The following is a 22,552-nucleotide window of genomic DNA, read 5'->3' as shown; positions in this document are numbered from 1 at the left end:
TATTTGAGCAGTATCTGTAAAAATACTAAAGAATAAGGAAGTGGAAGTGTTAAAAAAGATGCTTTAATTTAGCGGCTCATACCAAGGACTGACTTATGAGAAAAAAAATTTTAATGGGCTTGATAGTGGCCTTCCTGCTACCCCTTGCCTCTTTTGCCTGGGGACCTAACGGTCACCGCATTGTTGCTGAAATTGCCTGGCTTCACCTTACTCCAAAAGCCCGCAAAGCGATCGATAAGATATTGGGAGGTCAAAGTATGGCCATGATTGCCAACTGGCCGGATTTTATCAAATCAGATACTACCCACCAGTATGACCATACCAACTCCTGGCATTACCTGGACTTTCCCGCGGATATTGACCGTGCAAAATTTGATCAGTTATTGAATGCGGCTACCGGCGAAAACCTGTATACCGAAACACAGGCGATGATCAAAGACCTGAAGAATCGTGAGCTATCTCAGGAGAAAAAGCTGTTTGCGCTGACTTTCCTGGTACATATGATGGGAGATATGCATCAGCCACTGCATGTGGGCCGTGACGAAGATATGGGCGGCAACAAGATCAATGTAATGTGGTTCGACAAGCCCTCTAACCTGCATCGTGTATGGGACGAACACCTGATCGATTTCCAGCAGCTGAGCTATACAGAGTATACCAAAGCGCTTAACATCGCTTCTGCAGCTGAAATAAAGACCATACAGAGCGGTTCTATTGCCGACTGGATGTTCGACTCACATCTGCTGTCCGACAAGGTATATGCCTACACCAAGCCGGATGCAAAGCTCAGCTATCGCTATAATTATGTATTTGTGAAAGATCTGAACCAGCAACTGCTGAAAGGAGGACTGAGACTGGCAGCCGTACTGAACGGAATATATAAATAAACAGCTGTTAGCCATTAGCTTTTAGCTTTTAGCAAAAATGCAGCGGGGAACATGTTATGTTCCCCGCTGCATTTTTGCTAAAAGCTAATGGCTAATGGCTATCTACACCAGATCTATATCGAAGTTCACCAGCTGTACAAATTGTTCCAGACGGGTAGTAATGTCTTCATGTGTGATTTCACGGATACGTTCTGTACCGAATTTTTCCACGCAGAAAGAAGCCATAGCAGAACCCACAATGATCGCGGTTTTCATATTTTCGAAAGAAATGTCCTTTGTCTTTGCCAGGTGTCCGATGAAACCACCTGCGAATGTATCACCCGCGCCGGTTGGATCATATACATCATCCAGTGGCATAGCAGGCGCAAAGAACACATGATTTTCATGGAATAACAATGCACCGTGTTCACCTTTCTTGATGATCAGGTACCGTGGTCCCATAGACAGGATCTTACGGGCTGCCTTTACCAGGGAGAACTCACCGCTCAACTGACGGGCCTCACCATCATTCACCATCAGCACATCTACTCTTTTCAATACTTTCAACAGATCATCCAGTGCTACTTCCATCCAGAAGTTCATAGTATCCATTACTATCAGTTTAGGACGCACCTTAAACTGATCCAGTACACTCATCTGTACCTGTGGTGTAAGGTTACCAAGGATCAGGAATTCGCTTCCCTGGTAGCTTTCAGGAATCACGGGTTTAAAATCAGCCAGTACATTCAGCTCTGTGGCCAATGAATCGCGGGTATTCATATCCATGTGATACCTGCCTGACCAATAGAAGGATTTCTCCCCCGGCTTATGCTCTACACCGTCAAGCGCTACACCTTTTGCTGTCAGTGCATCCAGTTCTGCCTGAGGGAAATCTTCGCCTATTACCGATACCTGGTTAATTGGCTGAACAAAGTTTGATGCTGCCCATGCAATGTAAGTGGCCGAACCACCAATGATTTTACCTGATTTGCCAAAGGGGGTTTCGATTTCATCGAACGCCATAGTACCTACAACAGTGAGTGACATGCTATTTTAGTTAATTTTTATTACTTTAAAATTCAATACAAAACCAGGCAAAGGTAACTACTTATACAGAAAGCGGGAAGCTAAATCTTCACCTGTTTCCAGGTACCGCGGCGAAACAGCAGTATAGCAGCGATAGCGGCTGCCGACTCAGAGATCGCAATTGCCCAGAATACCCCAACAGGGCCCATCTTCCACCAAACAGACAACGTATAGGCCAACGGCATCTGAAACATCCACATAGCAAATAAATTAATCAGCATCGGCGTGCGGGTATCACCTGCTCCATTGAAGGACTGGGTCAGTACCATACCAAAGGCATAAAAGATATAGCCACCACTCATTAGCCGGATGCATTGCACCGCATAGCCAAGCACAATAGGATCATCTGTAAAGAAGCGAATAATAGCCGGTGCTCCTATCATGAAAATAATAGCCACTATGCCCAGAAACACCATATTAAAGAAAGCTGCCCGCCAGGCGGACGTGGCGGCGCGTTCTGGCTGCTGCGCGCCCAGGTTTTGTCCTACCAGGGCTGCTGCTGCATTGGCCATTCCCCAGGCAGGTAATATGGTGAAGATGATTACCCGGATAGCAATAGTATATCCGGCTACCGCATCTTTGCCAAAATGAGAAATAATACGCACCAGGAAAATCCAGCTGGCGGAAGCAATCAACATTTGCGCAGTTGCCCCCATGGCTATTTTCAGAATTGCACCAATCAAACTCCAAACAGGCACCAGGTGCTTCTTTGTAATACGTATTAAGTCCCTTCCCTTTATTAAATGATACAACTGGTAGCTTACGCCCATCCCCCTGCCAATAAAAGTAGCAATGGCTGCTCCTTTTAAACCCATTGCAGGAATAGGGCCCCAACCGGAAATCAATACCGGACATAGTATAATATTCAGACCATTGGCAATCCATAATGTGCGCATGGCCAATGCAGCGTCTCCGGCACCACGAAAAACGCCATTGACCAGGAATAATAAAATAACCACCACATTACCACCAAGTACAATTTTCGTATATACATAACCGTAATCTGCCACTTCTTTGGCGGCACCCATTAATAGTAATATATCTTTCGAAAAAAATAATCCTACAACACTTACCACCAATGAAATAATCAATCCGGGATATAGTGACTGCATCGCTGCATGTGCCGCTCCATCCGGATCTTTTTCACCTGTTCTTCTTGCGATCATGGCAGTAGCCGCCATACTCAAGCCCATTGCGCCAGTATATACCAGCGTGAGTACTGATTCGGTTAACCCTACTGTAGTAATTGCATTCACGCCGAGATGACTCACGAAATAAATGTCCACCACTGCAAAAAGTGATTCCATGGCCATTTCCAGGATCATTGGAATAGAAAGCAAAAAAATGGCACGATTAATACTACCTGTTGTAAATTCTTTTTCACTACCGGCAACGGCTATCTTAAATAATTGAAAGAAACGAGCTATGCGCGATAGCATCTTCGTTAAAATATGCATACAAATACTTTGAAAAATAAAAGGAGAAACAGTGCGGTTGAGGGCACTGCAAACAAAAAAATAAGAGTGGGAGGGCGACAAACGGAAATACCGTAGTCTGATTACATTTTCATATTACTATCAGTTGGCGCATCTAATCGCGATGCCTTACAAATGTAATTTAATTTTTGAATCATCAAAAAACATCTTTATAAAAAGATGCTGGTTAAAAATGAATGGTTAAACACTTAGTTATACTCACCATGTTGTTCGAAAAAATATTTTATACCGCTGCAACTCTTTACCAATAAGCATTACATGCGGCAAAAATAAATATTTAAAAAAATTCCTACTTATAGCTGTAACTTTTTATTTCAAGCCTCGTTTAACATCTACTAGTAAGCGCTGAAAACCTATATAGAAAAAAATAAATCACAATCTTAAAATCGCAAGGTTAGTGACAGTTGTAATTCAACTGTTTCAGAATCGCAATCTTAAAACTTTTATAAAACTGAAATCATGCTTATGTTCAACAAACACGCGCTCCGGACCGGAGTAGCGCTCGCTACTGTATTGGGTATATCTTTCACATCCTGCAAAAATGATGATAACGATACACCAACTCCACCACCTGCACGTACCAAATCATTTGACCTGAAAGGAACTGGCGCTGATAAGGATACAAAAGTTGGTAATATCACACTTACAGAAAATACTGATAGCTCTGTAAATGTAGTATTGAACCTGACAAAAAATACAAAAGACGCAGCGCACAAAATTTATCTGATTGCAGGTACAACTACCGCTCCGGTTACTGACACCCTGTACAACGGTGCTTTCCAGGGAACTGGTGCTGCGCTGAAAGTAGACCTTTTCACTAAAGTGAAAACAATTAAAGTTAACAAACCAGGTGGCATTCAGAAAGACACTGCTTTCAAATACGACAACGCACTGGCTATCGCTTCTCACATCAAAGTGTTGAAAGGCGCAGATACGCTGGCTATCGGTCTCTTTGGCAAAAGCAACTAATTCTCCGAAGAATTTACATTAAAACTATTGCAGGCATATCCCTTCAAAAGGATATGCTTTTGCGCATTCATATATTTAAGAAGGATACCTTACTATAAATAAAAAGCCGGCTAAATAGCCGGCTTTGAAATGGTAAATGTAGGATATGGAAGCAATCGGCCTATAGCCGCGCTTAAAAAAAATATTATTGACTACTACTATCTTCTTCTTTTACCTGTATTTGTCTTTTTAACACCTTGAACTCTGTTCTACGGTTAAGCTGACGACCTTCAGGATTATCTTTATGATTAGGCAATGAGTTTGGCGCAATTGGTCTTGACTTGCCATAGCCTTTTGCGATAAGTCGTTCCGGTGAAATACCTTTACTGATCAGGTAATCAACACAAGACTGTGCACGTGCCTGAGACAACTTCTCATTATACTTTACAGAGCCAACACTATCTGTGTGTGCACTCATTTCAATGGTCAGTTTCGGATTATCGTTCAACATATCTACTACAGTATCTAATACCACTTTCGATTCATTACGAAGTGTAGCCTTGTTGAAATCATAGTAGATATTATTAAGTACGATTGGTTTCTCAATTTCATAATGCTTGAGGCAGAGGGTTGGATTATCCATAGAATCCACTCTTTGCAGTTCGTCTGTATTGAAATAGAGTGCTTTGGTGAAATAATTTTCTTTCTCCGCTATTACTTTATAGTAGCGTTGCGGATCAACTTCGAAGGTATACCGGCCAGTAGCATCCAGTGTCATCTTCTTGATTGTTTTTCTTCTCACTGTATCCAATAAGGTAACAGTAGCTCCTTGCAATGGCAGATGTGTATCGCAATCCACAATCAATCCGCTGGCTATTTTCCGGATACGATTAATACCAAATACTTCGAGACAGCAAATAGATTCCCTGTCGGAACTGATGAATCCGGCGGCAAAAGGATGGGTGTTATCTAGTGCCGTGTAATAGATATCATCTTTAGGGGAGTTCAACGGTTTGCCCATATTAACAGGGACAGACCAGGTACCAAAATCGCCTTCACTCTGGAAGAAGTCGAGTCCACCGAGGCCTACACGGCCATCTGTACTGAATACCAGGAGATTTTTCTCGGCATCATAAAAGGGCCCCTGTTCTTCATCTTTGGTATTTATTGCAGTGCCCATATTACGTGCACCACCGGGAGTTCCGTTAGTCATAATACAATACCACAAATCATTTTTACCCATCCCCCCTGGCCTGTTGGAAGAAAAGAGTAAGTATTTTCCATCGGCTGTGATGTAAGGTTGCATAGAATTGTATCCCGCTACATTTACATTATCGCCCAAGATTTTAGGTTCGGACCATACACCGTTCTGCCGGGTACTGATATAAATGGCAGATTGTTTTACGCCATCTTTCATCAACCAACGGGTAAGATACAGGGAATTGCCATCTGGTGTTAATGCAGACACACCCTGATCATAGCCTTTGGCAGTAGGAATTTTTACCTTCTGGCTGTTATCAAAATTATTGCCGCTACCGGTGGCGGTATAAAGTGCATTTACATAGGGGGTCCCTTTAGGCAGTTTCTTATTGGCTGCCGCCTGTTTGGCGGTTGGGGCGGGCAAAGGTGGATTATCGGAACGGGAAGAGGTATACATTAAAGTGCTTCCGTCCAGTATTACCGGGGCGTAGTTAGCGCCACCTTCGTTCACATTACCTGAAGTTTTTACGATGGTAAATCTTGGCTCTTTATTGGCTTCTGACAGCGCAAACTGGCAGCAGGCAATTTCAAGGGGTGTTCTTGTAGACAGTTCGTCGGCAGCAGTATAGCTTTGTTTGAACTTAGTAAATTCATCCAGTGCCTGCTGATACTTTCCATTAAAGCGTAAACACACCGCGTACCAGTAGCGGGCCTGGGGATATGCAGGATTATTAAATCCTACCAGCTGTGAGTACCACGTTTCAGCATTGCCATAATCATAGAAAAGCCGGTAAGATTCTGCCAACCTGGCTACCACCTGTTGGTAATCTTTCACTTTACCGCTTGGGGGTGCGGAACCTGCAATGGTATAGGGCAATACCTGTTCTGGTTTGATCTTGAAAGTACCAAGCGCTTTATTATAATACTGCGCCGCGGAATAATAATCTCTTGAATTGTAAAAGACATCAGCAGTATGTTTAAAATCATAAACATATTGCGCCTGTGTCGCGTCTATTATTCCTAAAAAAACCACCAGCCAACAGAGTGTAATTTTTTTCATGAGGGTTCCATTTCTTTTTTCTGTATAAGTTTTTTCCTCCATTCTGATCCGGTTGCTTGCAGATTATAACCTGGGACAAATAAAGTATTCTTCGTTCAACACTCTTCTTTTGCGGCTGATAAAAGAAAGAGACACTTCAAAGCTCTGGCTGCCATTTACCAGGCGGCGCATGTTAGAAGTATTGGCATCATAGCTCAAGCCCAATGTAAAGCTCTTGAAGTGGAATCCGGCAAATGGTATTACCGCGTCATTGAAGCGATAGTTACCTCCCACCAGGAAGTCGAATTCGGGGTTTACCATTAGTTGAGCGTATACACCTGCCACAATCTCTTCTGCATTACCTTGTCTCATATAGAGCCCTGTAGGAGTAAGGCTTAATGCCTCGTTCAGTTTGATTTTTGTACCTCCATGCACCAGGTAACGTACCGGCAACTTTCTTTCAGTACCATCGGCGGAGAAGGGATCTTTAGGTTGCGTAAGGTGTGCAGCGGCAAATCCGGCAAATGGATTGAACATATGATTCGGATTACCGTCAAAATACACCACGCCGGCGCCGGCATCAAACTGATTTGAGGTAGTATTATTTACATTTTCACCGTTGAATATGCTTGGATCAAAACCTGTTACCGGCTGATACTGGCTACCTGTCTGGAATTTGGCGGGATCTAATCTTCTGTTGATTAAACCGGCATTGATACCAAACACCAGCTGGCTGGTTTTGGTACGGCCGAATTTCACACCACTATAGGAAACACTGGCCATGGCATTAAAATAATTATAGCCTGCATCACCTGCAGACATATTCATTACATTAAGGCCCACACCAATATTTTTGTTGGTAGCGGCATCGATAGAAACTCCTGCCGTAGAAAAGGGTTTCCCATAATTAGCCCACTGATTACGATAATCACCGCTAATTCTGTAGTCCCCATCTATAATTCCCGTCAGAGCAGGGTTTAGCCACAACGGGTAAGCATAGTACTGGGAGAAGTGTGGATCAACCTGGGCAACAGATATCCTGGGCAACAAACTGCTCCATAAAATTATTGCGACTATAAAAATCCTTTTCATAGGAACATTTTTTAGCATTTTCTGGATAAACCGGGATGCAAAATCGCATCCCGGTTTTATGATTGACTTAGTATTACGCTGATGAATCATCTTTATCTCATAATTGTTACGTTACCCTTCTTGGTGATCACCGTGCCATCCTGCATAGTAGCTCTCACGATGTACACGTAAACACCTACCGGTTGTTTCTGACCACTCATGGTACCATCCCAACCCTGACGTTGGTCTTTGGATGTGAATACCAACTGACCCCACTGGTTGTAGATTCTGAATTCGAGTTGTGCGATTGCTGTTGAGTACACATACTCGATATCATTTATTCCGTCACCATTCGGGCTGAAGAGGTTTGGAACATAGATGTTGTTGCCTTGCGGGTTGGTTGTTTTACCGGTTACCGCTGTAGACAATGCACTGGTTTCACAGTCTGATGCTCCGATAGCTCTTACCTGTATGGTTGCACTCTGGTTAGGCTGCAGGCCTGTTATGGTATGTGTGGTTCCATTAGCACCTGAGCTTGGTGGTATGAATGTTACACCATTGTTCAGTGTTACTTCATAACGTTGAGCTCCGGTTACCGGTGACCAGCGGAAAGTAATAGTAGTGGCTGTTGTATTATCCACTGTTACTACCGGTGCTGGAAGCGGTTGTGCTATAGCTACCTGTACTGTTGTTCTTTGTCCTGCGCTGATACAACCTCCGGTTGTGAATGCTTCCACGTAGTAGGTAGTAGCTGTGTTTAATGCTGGTGTTACAAATGTTGCACCTGTGAATATTGGTGTGCCACCTGTTGCAACGGTGTACCAGCGGAAGTCTACCCCTGTTGTTGTTGAAGCCGCAGTGAGTGTTGCTGTTTTACCAGGGCAGACACCTGCATCGTTTCCGGTAATTGTTGGTTTACCTGGTGCCGGAGTAGCTTCTACGCTCACCGCTGTACGTGTTGGGCTAGAACAGCCATTGCTGTTGGTTGCTTCCAGGTAGTACATCTGGTTTGCATTTACAGGAGGTGTTGTATATGAAGCTCCCGTAGCTACTGCTGTTCCTCCGACGGCAGTGGTATACCATTTATATGTGAGCGCAGCATCCGGATTCAGTGCATTCAGTGTAACTGTTTGACCAGGGCAAGCCTGCAGGGTTGCATTGGCAACTGCCGGTGCTGATGGTGACGGATTCACTGATACATTTACCTGTGTTCTGCTGGCGCTTACACAACCACCGCTGGTAGACGCTTCCAGGTAGTATACTGCATTTGCAGTAGGTCTGATGGTAAAGTCGCCTCCGGTGAATACTGGTGAACCACCATGGAGTACGGTGTACCATTTATAGATCACACCTGGTTGTTTGTTTTTCGCGCTCAACACACCGGTTTGACCGCTGCATATTGTGATCGGATCAGCCAGCGGTGCATCTATTGTGCTGACTACTGTTGCCGTTAATCCTTTGCGTGCGCTGCTGCATCCTGCACTGTTCAATGCTTCAAGGTAGAAGACAGTTGTTTGTGCGAGTGCCGCAGTAGTATAAGCAGTGCCCGTAGCCAGGAGGGTGCCGTTAGACGGAGCATCAAACCAGCGATACGTCATTGTCGCATCAGGATTCTTAATAGTGAATGTAGCTGTACCACCTATGCAGGTAACCACATTATCCAGATCTACTGTTGGAATTGGCGGAGCCGGATCAACTGTTACATTTACCGCAGTTCTTGTAGAGCTGGAGCAGCCGCTGCCCAGGTTCGCCTGTACATAATAAGTAGTATTCTTAGTGATGACAGGTACACTGTACACCGCTCCGGTAAAGAGCAACGAACCGTTTGTAGCCGCATCATACCACTGGTAGGTAACGTTAGGCAGTATTGTTTTCACGGCTACGGTAACACCTGTACCAGCACATGTTTTGAGAGAGGATGCTACTACATCTGGTGCATTTGGTGCTACTACCACTGTTACGGTAGCTTTCACTCTGACAGATGGGTTACCACATTGACCAGTGGTACCTGTTGCTTCCACCCAGAAGTCCATGCTGGTGTTCAGCGGATCCGTAGTAAATATTGGTCCTGTGAATACTGCTGTACCACCGGTAGCCTGAGTATACCATTTGTAAGTAATACCATTGGTTGCTGAAGTTACGCGGAGCGTAGCCGTAGTTCCCTGACAAGCTGTAACTGCGTTGGATTCCAGTATTGGTGTTGGTGCTTGTCCTACACCGATAGATACCTTCGTTCTCAATGCACTGCTACAGTTACCATTGCTGGCTTCTGCGTAGAAATCAGTGCTGACATTCAATACGCCTGTTGGGAAGCTGACACCTGTGAACAACAAGTTGCCTGCGGTGGCGGCATCGAACCAGCGGTAGGTAGTACCTGCAACCGGATCTTTAATAGAGAGTGTTACACTTCCGCCCTGACAAACGAACAGGGAAGTTGCCGTTACTACCGGAGCTGTTGGTATGCTGTTCACCTTGATGGTGGCGCTGGACCTGGTGGCGCTTGGGCAGCCTCCATTTACCAATGCCTGTACATAGTAGGTGACGGTACTATCGAGGGCCGTAATGTTAAATACTGGTCCTTCGAATACCATTGTACCACCGGTGGCTGCATTGAACCATTGGTAGGTAGTACCTGCCGCAGGGCTTTGGATAGCCAGCGAAGCACTTTGACCGATACAGCCCTGAACATTATTGCTTACCAGGGTTGGAGCCGCCGGTACTGGCACCACATTTACTTTCGCAGCAGCGCGTGCAGATGGCTTACCACATTTCGAAGTATCACCGATAGCTTCTACATAGAACGTCACATTTGCATTGATTGCTCCGGTAGTGTAAATCGGACCAGTGAATATAGCGGCACCGCCTGTGGCTGTATTGTACCATTTATAAGTGATGTTATTTACAGAAGAAGTAACCTTCAGCACTGCAGTACCACCCTGACAAACCGTTACGTTATTAGATTCCAGAATCGGAGTTGGTGCTACACCCACACCTATGGATACTTTCGTTCTGGTAGCGCTGCTACATGCACCTGCTGATGCTTCTGCATAGAAATCTGCAGATGCTGTAAGACCTCTTACCACATAAACCGGTCCGGTGAATAATAGCGTACCACCAGTAGCTGCGTTGTACCAGCGATAAGTGAGTGTGTTGTCTGCATTCTGAACTGTTAATGTGGTGGTGTCGCCTACGCAGATGCTGATAGCAGAAGCTGCAATGATCGGCACTGGCACATCACGTACGGTTACCGTTACTGTCTTCGCATTTGCAGCTGTATTAGCGCACCTGTTATCTCCTTCCACTGTAACATAGAAAGAAGTATTAGCAGTTATCAACGCGGTGGTATATGTCGGACCGGTAAACAGTAAGGTGGTCAGACTTGCATCTTTATACCATTTGAAGATTGGGTTGATAACAGTTGTACTGGTAGCGGTCAGCTTCACGGTACTGTTTGCACAGATAGTAGTATCTGCCAGTATGATGTCGGCAGCAGTTGCGCCAGCATTCACCGTTACTTTGACTGCTTTCAGTGCACCGGCAGGGTTTTCACACTTACCGGCATTGCTTACACTTACATAGTAGGTGTATGTTCCTGTAGCTAATCCGGAGATCGTTAATACACCGGCTGCACTTACACCCTGTGTGATCGGACCTGTTTTATCAGGATTTGCATACCATTTAAATACCGGGTTCTGAACAGTAGTGCTGGTTGGTGTTAATACCGCCACACCACCTGCGCAGATTGCCTTATCAGCTACCTGGATGTCGGCTGCTGTGGATGCGCTGTCTACGGTAAGCATGATCTTCACGCGTCCGCTGTCGTTCGCACAGTTACCGGCATTCACCGCTTCTACATAGAAGTTATAAGTACCAGCCTGCAGATTTGCCGGCGTAGTGTATGTATTATTATTTGATACCAGTATAGCACCACCGGTAGCTGCATCGTACCAGTTGAACTGAACACCAGCCACTGCTTTCACGCTGAGGGTTACAGGTGTGTTCAGACAGGTAGATACGTTGTTGCTTACTGGTACTGGTACGGATGGTATTCCTTTTACAACTACCAGAACAGGTGCAGAAGCACTTCCTGTACAACCATTCCTGGTAGCTCTTACGAAGTAAGTATACGTACCGGAATCAAGGGTAGTTGGCGTTACAAATGCTATGCTATCCAGCAAGCGGTTACCCTGACTGTTGTACCAGCTGTAAACAACACCCTGTGCAGGATTCACCACGCTGAGTGTGGCTTGTTTGCCTTTACATATGGTGGCGTTATTAGACTGTACTTTAGGCTGTACAATTGCACGCTGCGCATAATTGAAGTCTATTGCTGTCAGCGCACCGATGATACCGGATTTCAGTTTCACTTCCACCGCATCAAAGGCTTTCGTCGGAACGAAGGACAGTAATGCACCTCTGCTACCACTGAGCAGATCCAGGTGGAGGATCGGATTAGATACCAGTACAGAGTCGCCCGCAGTATTACCGTTGTATGTTGTCAGCTGGATGCTGGCAAGTACTGCGGCAGAAAGCACCTGGCCTGGGTTCGACAGCATCACTCTCACGGTATCGCCTGGAGTAGACAAACCAGTGAACGTTGCTTTTTCGAATACGCTGGCGTTAACTGCGCCGAGGTTGATAACCAGGGAAGCAGCGGTATTTTTATTATTATCCACAGCAAGGGCAGGATTATAAACGTTACCCAGTATTAACAGACCAGATCCGCCGATCGTTTGACCAGTTGCGCCTTCGCAAGGCACGATATCCAGGTTGCTGTTAACGGTAAGCGCATTCACCGCTACTCTTGCTGACTTACAGGTAGCTGCTCCCGGCAGGGCTGCCTCTACCCAATAAGTGATAGTACCTACTACATTAGATGCCGGAGGCGCAAATGTTGACCCTTTAAATAAGGTGTCAGTACTTGTTTGACTGGCGAACCAGAAGAACTGTGCATTTGCGGAAGCCGCGCTTGCTCTGAACACTGGTTGCTGACCTACAACCACAGTATCTGTTGTTGGAGATACCGTAGGCGGAGCCAGTGCCGCAGCAGTGTTAACAGTTACTGCGGTTCTTGTAGCAGATACTGTATTACAGCTGTCGTTCTTAGCTTCCACATAGTAGATTGCCTTCGCAGTTACATTCACCACTTTATAAGTGAAGCCACTGTCTGTATTCAGCTTAGTACCACCCGCTGCCACGTTGTACCATGCGTAGGTGTAACCTTTCACAGGATTGACCACGGCGAGTACCGCATCTGAACCGGCACATACATCCACATTGGCAGATTGTACCTGCGGAGCTGCTGGTGCTGCAGTTACTTTCACATCTACTCTTGCACGTCCTTTACTTGCACAACCATTTCTGAACGCTTCCACAAAGAAGGTAGTGTCCTTGGTAAGGGTGCCTGTAGTAAGTGATACGCCATCTTTTCCTGTGAGGTAAATACCGTTGCTGTTGTACCAGCGATAAGTAATTCCTGCTACAGGATCCTGCACATTCAATGTTGCTGTATTTCCTGCGCAAACCGTTACCTGGGCTGCCTGTACTTTTGGCGCCACCAGTGCACGCTGTGCGTAGTTAAAGTCTATTGTTGTTAATGCTCCTACTATACCTGATTTCAGTTTCACTTCTATCGCATCAAATGCTTTCGTTGGTACGAATTCGACGATAGCTTGTTTACTGTTGTTCAGGAGTGTGAGTTTAACAAGCGGATTATTTATTGCCACAGAATCTCCAGGTGTGTTACCGTTATAAGTGGTTAACTGAACACCACCTAATACTGCTGCAGAAAGTACCTGGCTTGGATTAGACAGTAATACTCTTACTGTATCACCCAGAGAAGATACTCCGTTGAATTTAGCTCTCTGCCATACCTGTGCATTCAGTGCGCCGAGGTTGATAACCAGGGAAGATGCGGTGCTTGCATCGTTATCAACTGACAGGGCAGGATTGTAAACATTGCCCAGTATCAGCAATCCGCTGCCACCAATTGTTTGAGTAGTTGCACCTTCGCAAGGCACTTGCGTGAACGGACCAGCAGGTATTGTTACTACCACCGCAGGCACTCTTATTGACTTACAAGTTGTACCACCCGTTAACGCAGCTTCTACCCAGTAAGTAACTGTACCCAGTGTATTACTGATTGGCGGTGTAAATACTGGTCCTGTAAACAGACTGTCATTGCCAGTCTGACTGCCGTACCATTTAAAGATCACATTTGCTGCATTGGAAGTAGCCGTGAGTACGCCCTGTGTACCGATCACCACTGAATCCGGATTTGGAATAACGGTTGGTGCACTTAAAGAAGTAGACAGTTTAACACTGATGGCTTGTCTTGCAGACGCTGCACCACAGCTGCTTACGGCTTCTACGTAGAAGATGGTATCTCTGCTAACTGCAGGTACGCTGAATACAAAACCACTGTCTGTGTTCAGCTTGGTACCACCTGTTGCTACGTTGTACCAGTTATACCTGAGCTGATGATCAGGATTAGTTACCTGCAACACTGCGTCTGAACCAGGACAAATATTAACAGTAGCCGGAGCTCCAGGCACTGCCGGTGCAGGAGACACGGTCACGCTTACCGGGATACGTTCTGGGTTTGGACAGTTGTTAGGTCCGCCGAGTACCGCTACGTAGTAAGTGATTTTTCCTGCTGTTCTTAGTGTATCAGTAGTATAAGTAGACTGTGTGCTTAATACAGTAGTGCTGGTAGAATCAGCATACCAGCGCACAGACGTACCAGCTGCCGGTGTTACGGAGAGGGTCGCTTTATTGTTTATGCAAACACTTGCGCCAGTTGTATTGACAGTTGGTTTAGGATAGAAGATCCGTGCGCCATAGATGTCAATTGAGTTCAGCAGATTAAGCACACCTGTCAATCTTACTTCTATACGATCGTAGGCACCAGGTGCTGTTATAGTGGCTGCAAACTGTTGTCCGTTGAGCAGACGTAAAGTAAGCAGTCTGGATAATGTATCTGCTTTAACCAGCGTATTGTTATTGTACAATGAAATCAGGGTACCGCCCAGCAGACTTACATCAGCCAGTCCCACAGAGGTAGCCAGACGAATCTGGATACTGTCGGTAGCCTTACCTGGGTTCGGGAATATCAGCTGTTGGTAAACTGATCCACCCAGTAATCCTACAGGGATAGACAATCTGGTGAAGTTTGTCTGAACGCTGTCGATATCATTTGTTGGTCCATTTACGCTACACAGTATACAACCCAGGGTAGTACCTGAATTCTGGCTGGTTGGAACGTTACAATCCGGAGACGGAATAACTGGTCCTGTTACCACCACATGTACAGGTACGCGCGCAGATGAGCAGGCGCCTGTGATCTGGATAGCTGCGTAGTAAGTATATGTACCTGGATTATTGAATGGTCCTACCTGGATAGAAGCACCTGTTCCTACTGGTACAGTAGAAGTAGAATCACTATACCATACGATAGTAGCATTTCCACCTATTACCGGTGTAGCTGACAGCGTGGCTTTCACACCAGTTTGTACTACTACATCACCGGTTACTACTGGTGCGGCAGGAGCGGTTACTACCTGTACTTTTGCTGCTTTCAGTGCACCAGCAGGATTTTCACACTGACCAGTACCGGATACGCTTACATAGTAAGTATAGTTACCTGCTGTCAGACCAGTGATAGTCAGTTTACCGGTGCTGTCGAGCGCGTAGCTTACTGCACCATTTACCAGACCATTTGTTATTGGCGATGTTTTATTAGCATCCTTGTACCATTTGAATACCGGTGCAGTAACACCTGTTGCTGTTGGTGTGAGTACTGCAGGATTGCTGGTGCAGGCAGTAGTTGTATCTGCTATTGTAATATTACCTGCGTTGCTTAACGGATTAACGATAACGGTAACCGGTATACGATTAGGATTAGCACAACCACTTGCACTTACTGCTTGCGCATAGTAAACAAATGTGCCTGCTGTTTTCAGGCTATCAGTAGTAAATGTACTGAGTGTGCTGAGTATAGCCGGAGAAGTAGAATCTGCATACCAGCGAACAGTGGTACCAGCTGATGGAGTAGCTGTTAATACTGCAGGTTGACCAGCGCAGACTGTTACACTCTTAGCTGCAATTGTTGGATCCGGCACCACTGAACGAACATTATAAATATCCAGTGAGTTTAACAGATTAGCCACACCAGTGAGTTTCACTTCCACCTTGTTGAAAGCGCCTCCTGCTGCTACCGTTGCAGTATAACGGGTACCACTCAGTAATCTTAAAGTAAGTAATTGTGATAAAGTATGTGTGCTTACAACTGTGTTGTTATTGTATACAGTTATTACTGCACCACCCAGTAAGGATACATCTGCCAGGCCACCTGGAGAAGCCAGATCGAAACGGATACTATCTGCTCCTGAACCATTGGTTGGGAAGATCAGTTGCTGGAAGACAGAACCGCCCAGTAATCCTACTGGTATATTCAAACGGGTGAAGTTGGTATTGACAGAGTCAATATCATTTGTTGGGTTCACGACACTACACAGTACGCATCCCAGGGTAGTTCCTGTTACCTGACTGGTTGGCACATTACAGCTGGTTGGGATCACCGGACCAGTTACTGTAATGGTAATTGGCAGGCGGCTGGATAAACAGCCCCCCGCCAAGCTATCGCCTGCATAATAAATATATACTCCCGGATTCGTAAACGGCGGAAGTGTAATTGAATTACCTGTAGCTATTGCTGCCTTTGTGGTATCGCTGTACCATACTACGGTAGCACCCGGAGCAGGAGATGCCACCAAAGTGAGTGGCAATCCTGTAGTGATGGTGTAGTTCTGTACAACAGTAGGCGGAGCTGGTGCACCTGTTACATTGATTGTAGCAGGTTTCAGATTACCGGCTGCATTTTCACAACGGTTAGCGCCGGATACGCTTACATAGTAAGTATGGCTGCCCTGTGTTAAGCCGGTAACAGTAAGTTTACCAGCCGCATCGATGGTGAATGTAGCACCACCTATTACGGTACCGTTTACGATCGGACTTGTTTTGTTTGCATTTGCATACCATGTAAATACCGGAGTAGTTACACCTGCTGCTGTTGGAATCAGCACTGCTGCACTTCCGCCGCAGGTAGCTGTAGTATCTGTTACAGTAATATCAGCTGGTGAGCCCAGTGGGTTTACAGTAACGGTAACCGGTATACGCTCTGGGTTCGGACAGGTACCATCTACTACTTGTACGTAGTAAGTGAAGGTGCCTGCTGTTTTCAGACTATCTGTAGTATAAGTAGGTTGGTTGCTGAGAGAAGCACCGCCAGTTGAATCTTTATACCACTGAACCGTAGTTCCGGCTGCTGGGGTAGCGGTGAGTGCTGCTGGTTGACCAACACATACTGTTACACTGTTCGCTGTAATGGTTGGATTTGGTCCAACTGCGCGTACATTATAAATATCCAGTGAGTTCAGCAGATTGGCTACACCCGTAAGTTTCACTTCCACCTTATTGTAGGCGCCTCCTGCTGCAACTGTTGCGGTATAACGACTACCACTCAGTAATCTTAAAGTAAGTAATTGTGATAAGGTATGTGTACTTACAACCGTATTGTTATTGTATACGGTTATCACTGCACCACCAAGTAATGAAACATCTGCCAGTCCGCCTGGTGAAGCCAGATCAAAGCGAATGCTGTCTGTTCCTGCACCATTGGTTGGGAAGATCAGTTGCTGGAAGACAGAGCCACCGAGTAAGCCTACCGGTATATTCAGGCGGGCGAAGTTGGTCAGATCTGCATCGATGTCGTTGGTTGGATTCACCACGCTACACAGTACGCAACCCAGAGTCGTTCCTGTAACCTGGCTGGTGGGTACATTACAACTGGTTGGGATTACCGGACCAGTTACAGTGACAGTGATCAGCAGGCGGTTAGAGATACAACCACCTGGTAAGCTATCACCAGCAAAATATTTATAGACACCTGGTGTGCTAAATGGAGGCAGTGTGATAGAACTACCGCTGCCAATAGAAGCCAGGGTGGTATCGCTGTACCATACTACTGTAGCACCTGGAGCAGGAGACGCTACTAAAGTCAGCGGCAAGCCTGTGGTGACAGTATATGTTTGAACCAATGTTGGTGGAGCCGGTGCACTGGTTACTTTGATAGTAGCTGCTTTCAGGCTGCCCGCCGCGTTTTCACAACGGTTGGTACCGGATACGCTCACATAATAGGTGTGATTACCCGGAGTTAAACCGGTTACACGCAGAATACCTGACGCATCGATCGTGAAGGTAGCACCACCTATTACAGTACCATTTATAATCGGACTTGTTTTGTTTGCATTTGCATACCATTTAAATACAGGAGTTGTTACACCGGCTGCTGTTGGTGTCAGCACAGCGGTTGCACTTCCACATACTGTAGTGGTATCAGCCACTGTAATATCAGCTGGTGAGCCCAGTGGGTTTACAGTAACGGTAACTGGTATACGTTCAGGATTCGGACAGGTACCATCTACTACTTGTACGTAGTAAGTGAAGGTGCCTGCTGTTTTCAGACTATCTGTAGTATAAGTAGGCTGGTTGCTGAGAGAAGCACCACCAGTTGAATCTTTATACCACTGAACCGTAGTTCCGGCTGCTGGGGTAGCCGTGAGTGCTGCAGGCTGACCAGCACATACGGTTACGTTGCTCGCTGTAATGGTTGGATTTGGTCCAACTGCGCGTACATTATAAATATCCAGTGAGTTCAACAGATTAGCTACTCCGGTGAGTTTTACTTCTACCTTATTGTAGGCGCCGCCTGCTGCTACTGATGCGGTATAACGGTTACCACTCAGTAATCTTAAAGTAAGTAATTGTGATAAAGTATGTGTACTTACAACTGTGTTGTTATTGTATACGGTTATCACCGCACCACCGAGCAATGAAACATCTGCCAGTCCACCTGGTGAAGCCAGGTCGAAGCGAATGCTGTCTGTTCCTGCACCATTGGCCGGGAAGATCAGTTGCTGGAAGACAGAGCCACCGAGTAAACCTACTGGGATATTCAGGCGGGCGAAGTTGGTCAGATCTGCATCAATATCGTTGGTCGGATTTACTACGCTACACAGTACGCAACCCAGAGTAGTCCCTGTTACCTGGCTGGTGGGTACATTACAACTGGTTGGGATTACCGGACCTGTTACGGTGATGGTCACTAACAGGCGGTTAGAGATACAACCACCTGGTAAACTATCACCGGCAAAATATTTGTAGACACCTGGTGTACTAAACGGAGGCAGCGTGATAGAACTACCACTGCCAATGGAAGCTTTGGTAGTATCGCTGTACCATAATACAGTAGCACCTGGGGCAGGGGAGGCCACTAATGTAAGTGGTAATCCTGTGGTGACAGTATATGTTTGTATCAATGTAGGCGGAGCCGGTGTGCTGGTTACTTTGATAGTAGCTGCTTTCAGACTGCCTGCTGCATTTTCACAACGGTTGGTACCGGATACACTTGCATAATAGGTATAATTACCAGGAGCCAGACCGGTAACGCTGAGTTTACCAGTGCTGTCTATTGCAAATGTAGCAGCACCTATAACGGTACCGTTAATGATTGGAGTGGTTTTATTCGCATTTGCATACCATTTGAATACAGGTGCGGTTACACCGGCAGCTGTAGGTGTAATCACAGCAGCAGCACTACCGCAAGTGGCAGTAGTATCTGGCAGTGTGATATCTGCAGCAGTTCCCAAAGGATTAACATTCACCACTACTGGTATCCTTTCTGGATTGTTACATGCACTGGCACCTGAACCGTCTACCACCTGTACAAAGTAAGTCACTTTACCAGGTGTATTTAATACAGTAGTAGTATAGGTAGGCTGATTACTCAGTGAGGTGGTAGTAGTAGAATCCGCGAACCATAATACGCTTGTACCGGCGGCTGGTGTTACGGACAAAGTTGCCGTTGAACCAACACAGGTAGTAAAGCCATTTGGTGTAATTGTCGGATTTGCACCTACAGCACGCACACCATATATCTGCAAGGCATTCAGCAAATTGAGGGTGCCGGTCATGAGGATCTGTACACGATCGTAAGGTCCGGTTGCCGGGATGCTTACGCTATAGCGTGTACTGCTCAGCAAACGTAAGGTCAGCAGCTGAGAGAGCGTATCTCTTCTTATAACGGTGGTACCATTAGCGATAGTAATGATAGTACCTCCGAGCAGACTTACATTGGCGAGTGGAGCACTTGTGCCCAGATCAATCCGGATGCTGTCTGTTGCTGCACCAACGGCCGGGAATATCAGTTGCTGATAAACCGATCCACCCAACAATCCTACTGGAAGGTTAAGTTGAGTGAAATTGTTCGGATTCACATCAATATCGTTCGTTGGATTATCCACGCTACACAGTACGCAACCCAGGGTAGTTCCTGTTACCTGGCTGGTAGGGACATTACATCCTCCGGTAGTTACCGGGCCTGTAACCGTTACGACTACCGGCACGCGATAAGATTCGCAACCACCAGTAAGACGTACGCCTGCGTAGAAAGTATAGGTACCTGGTGTACTGAACGGTCCTACCTGGAAGGAAGTACCAGCACCGATAGATGCCTGGGTAGTATCACTGTACCAAACGATGGTGGCGCCGGGAACCGGAGCTGCGGTCAGGGTTACTGTCTGACCGGTTGGAACGGAGAAGGCCGGCGCTACTGATGCAGGAGCTGGGCCGGTGCCTACTGTTACAGTCGCTTGTTTGAGTGTATTCGCTGCATTTTCACAATGATTGCTATCTGTCACACTTACAAAATAGTTATAAGTGCCAACCGCGAGACCGGTAATAGATAATCTGCCGGTAGTATCGATAGTGTATTTTACAGCGCCTTCCACCAGACCATTTGTGATAGCGGTGGTTTTGGCAGCATCTTTATACCATTTGAATACCGGCTTTGTGTTAGCGGTAACAGAAGTAGGAGTGATCCTGGCAGTATCACCGGGACAGGAAGCAGTATTTGCCGGTACCGTAATATCAGCAGCAGTTGCGAAGTTGTTCACTTTTACAGTCACCAGTGTTTTGGCTGATTCTGTAGAACAATTCAATCTTTTAGCAGATACATAATAGCGAAAAGTTCCGATGGCGTTCACCGGAGGGCTGTAGCTGGTGCTATTGGAAGCAACAACTGTAGTTTGGGTAGAATCGTACCAGGTGTAAGTAAGTCCCGGATCGGGGCTAGTTACATTCAGTGTAATTGCCGAATTCAAACAGGTGGTTCGCAGTGCTCCACTGTTCGTTGCCGGACCTGCCGGGTATCGTTGTATTTCATGCACCCGCAGGGTCGATAGTGCTCCTGCGAGGACTGAACCCAGCAATACCTCGACTCGATCGAAAGGTGCGGAAGCCTGAAAAGAAAGTGATTGCAATCCGCTGCCATCTCCAAGTAAAGTCAGATTCAGGAAGTTACTGGATGCTGTGATATTATCTACTACGGTAGGTCCATTGTATGTAATGATTTTAACGGAGCCTAATACCTGTAATGTAATGAGCGAAGATGGGATAGACATCACTATCCGAACAGAATCGCCGAGTTTAGAAAGACCAGGATATATGGCTGTTACCTGGGCGCTGCTGTTTAACAGACCAACTGCGCTGGATAGTGTAGCAAAATTTGCGGGAGTTACAATACCATCACCTGCCTGTACGGGGTTAGTCACGCTTCCTAATGCACCAATGGAACCGGTAACGCCGGAAAGGACATCAACGGCTACGTCGCAGGCAATAGTGCTGGCAGCGGGTACATTGTAATAAGCGGAGAATACGTTTATACTACCTGCCACACCGGCCAATCCTCCATCAACAGTTACACGTACTCTATCATAAGTTACTCCGGGAGCAACCAGGAATATTTCTGCCTGGTTACCACTGGCAAGGAGTGTTAATGTTGCCTCACTTGCAAATGCCGTATCTCCAACCGGAGTGGATCCGTTATAAGCCTGTACATATACACCCCCTAACAACTGCAGTGATACGAGACCTCCCAGGTTCCCGGCAGATCCGACTTTTACTATTGCAGGGGCATTGTTGGTTACCGGAGCCGGGAAAATCAGGTCCTGAGATTCCGTGGCTCCCAGCAGGGTTACCAAAGTATTAATAGTTGATGCTGTGTTCAGGTTGCCATCTACCGCTTGTCCGGGGTTGGCTACATTACAACCTACGCAGAGTCCTGTGGACCTGCTCGCCTGATCATTGGCATATACTCTTGTAGTATAGGTCTGCGCCGAGCTCTCCTTAGCGCTTATACCAAACAGGAGTAGTAATACCAGCAGACTTTTCCAGGCCAGCGAACCGGCTCCACGACAGGTATAAGCGAGACTGGTTTTAACAGTAGCCGTTCCCTTTGGGTGAGGGAGACAAAAAAGAGCAGTAAAAGGGCTATTAGGAGTAGCTTTTGAATGCATAGCATCAAATATTTGAATAAAAATTGTTCAGTTTCATTGCGATACAACAAAACTCTATCGGAGGCAGGTAGGTTAGGAATGTCTTCGGGAAAGGATACTGGTTGATAAAAAAGTATGCTTCCTTGCGGTTATTTGTTAAAAGAATGTTACAAAAACGCTACGAATGTATATTTAAGGGGTGGTTTACGAAAGGGTCTTTTCATTCATTATTTTTTCACGGTTCACTTTGTTCAATATGCATTTATCCTGTTCATTTCGTTCATTTTCAAAAATCAAAATAGGATGATTTGCGCGGAGTTAACCCTGGTCAGGTCTTTAAATGTGAAGAACTTCTTTTTTTTAAGCAGCCACAGCAAAATAATTGTGAAATATTATCGCGCTATCACAACACAAAAAAATAATATATTAATATATTTTATATAATAATATTAT

Annotated in this window: 7 protein-coding genes; 2 read left to right on the top strand and 5 right to left on the bottom strand. The window is 45.8% G+C overall.

Features of this window, described 5'->3' with window-relative positions:
- The first annotated feature begins 95 nt into the window (after positions 1-95).
- Positions 96-887 carry a S1/P1 nuclease gene (locus AB4Z08_RS06765; RefSeq protein WP_441572970.1) on the top strand — a complete coding sequence of 264 codons (792 nt, stop codon included), beginning with the start codon at positions 96-98 and terminating at the stop codon, positions 885-887.
- A gap of 102 nt (positions 888-989) precedes the next feature.
- Here AB4Z08_RS06765 and AB4Z08_RS06760 read toward each other — a convergent pair whose 3' ends face one another.
- Both AB4Z08_RS06760 and AB4Z08_RS06755 read right to left on the bottom strand, forming a co-directional pair.
- Positions 990-1,913, bottom strand: a complete 924-nt coding sequence (locus AB4Z08_RS06760; protein ID WP_441572969.1) for a PfkB family carbohydrate kinase — start codon at positions 1,911-1,913, stop codon at positions 990-992.
- 80 nt (positions 1,914-1,993) lie between these two features.
- Positions 1,994-3,409 (bottom strand): MATE family efflux transporter, encoded by a 1,416-nt coding sequence (locus AB4Z08_RS06755; RefSeq protein ID WP_441572968.1) that lies wholly within the window; start codon positions 3,407-3,409, stop codon positions 1,994-1,996.
- 504 nt (positions 3,410-3,913) lie between these two features.
- On the opposite strand from AB4Z08_RS06755, the gene AB4Z08_RS06750 reads away from it, so the two are divergent.
- The gene (locus tag AB4Z08_RS06750) at positions 3,914-4,417 is read left to right on the top strand and encodes a hypothetical protein (RefSeq protein ID WP_441572967.1); all 504 of its coding nucleotides are present in this window, start codon (positions 3,914-3,916) and stop codon (positions 4,415-4,417) included.
- Between the two features lie 184 nt (positions 4,418-4,601).
- Here AB4Z08_RS06750 and AB4Z08_RS06745 read toward each other — a convergent pair whose 3' ends face one another.
- The 3 genes from AB4Z08_RS06745 to AB4Z08_RS06735 all read right to left on the bottom strand — a co-directional run bounded on the left by AB4Z08_RS06745 (position 4,602) and on the right by AB4Z08_RS06735 (position 22,120).
- A complete protein-coding gene (locus tag AB4Z08_RS06745; RefSeq protein WP_441572966.1) occupies positions 4,602-6,656 on the bottom strand; it encodes an OmpA family protein in 2,055 nt (684 codons plus the stop codon).
- A gap of 63 nt (positions 6,657-6,719) precedes the next feature.
- Complete coding sequence (locus AB4Z08_RS06740; protein WP_441572965.1) at positions 6,720-7,727, bottom strand: PorP/SprF family type IX secretion system membrane protein; 1,008 nt, start codon at positions 7,725-7,727, stop codon at positions 6,720-6,722.
- A 92-nt stretch (positions 7,728-7,819) separates the two neighbouring features.
- Entirely contained in the window at positions 7,820-22,120 is a 14,301-nt protein-coding gene (locus AB4Z08_RS06735; RefSeq protein WP_441572964.1) for a gliding motility-associated C-terminal domain-containing protein, read from the bottom strand.
- Positions 22,121-22,552: the final 432 nt, after the last annotated feature.

The sequence above is a fragment of the Chitinophaga sp. RAB17 genome (assembly GCF_052114225.1).
GTDB lineage: Bacteria > Bacteroidota > Bacteroidia > Chitinophagales > Chitinophagaceae > Chitinophaga.
This window is presented reverse-complemented; position numbering and strand designations above follow the sequence as displayed.

Bases quoted from the DNA above. Each gene is read 5' to 3' on its own strand.
- AB4Z08_RS06765 (WP_441572970.1), top strand. From the start codon at position 96: ATGAGAAAAAAAATTTTAATGGGCTTGATAGTGGCCTTCCTGCTACCC.
- AB4Z08_RS06760 (WP_441572969.1), bottom strand. From the start codon at position 1,913: ATGTCACTCACTGTTGTAGGTACTATGGCGTTCGATGAAATCGAAACC.
- AB4Z08_RS06755 (WP_441572968.1), bottom strand. From the start codon at position 3,409: ATGCATATTTTAACGAAGATGCTATCGCGCATAGCTCGTTTCTTTCAA.
- AB4Z08_RS06750 (WP_441572967.1), top strand. From the start codon at position 3,914: ATGTTCAACAAACACGCGCTCCGGACCGGAGTAGCGCTCGCTACTGTA.
- AB4Z08_RS06745 (WP_441572966.1), bottom strand. From the start codon at position 6,656: ATGAAAAAAATTACACTCTGTTGGCTGGTGGTTTTTTTAGGAATAATA.
- AB4Z08_RS06740 (WP_441572965.1), bottom strand. From the start codon at position 7,727: ATGAAAAGGATTTTTATAGTCGCAATAATTTTATGGAGCAGTTTGTTG.
- AB4Z08_RS06735 (WP_441572964.1), bottom strand. From the start codon at position 22,120: ATGCATTCAAAAGCTACTCCTAATAGCCCTTTTACTGCTCTTTTTTGT.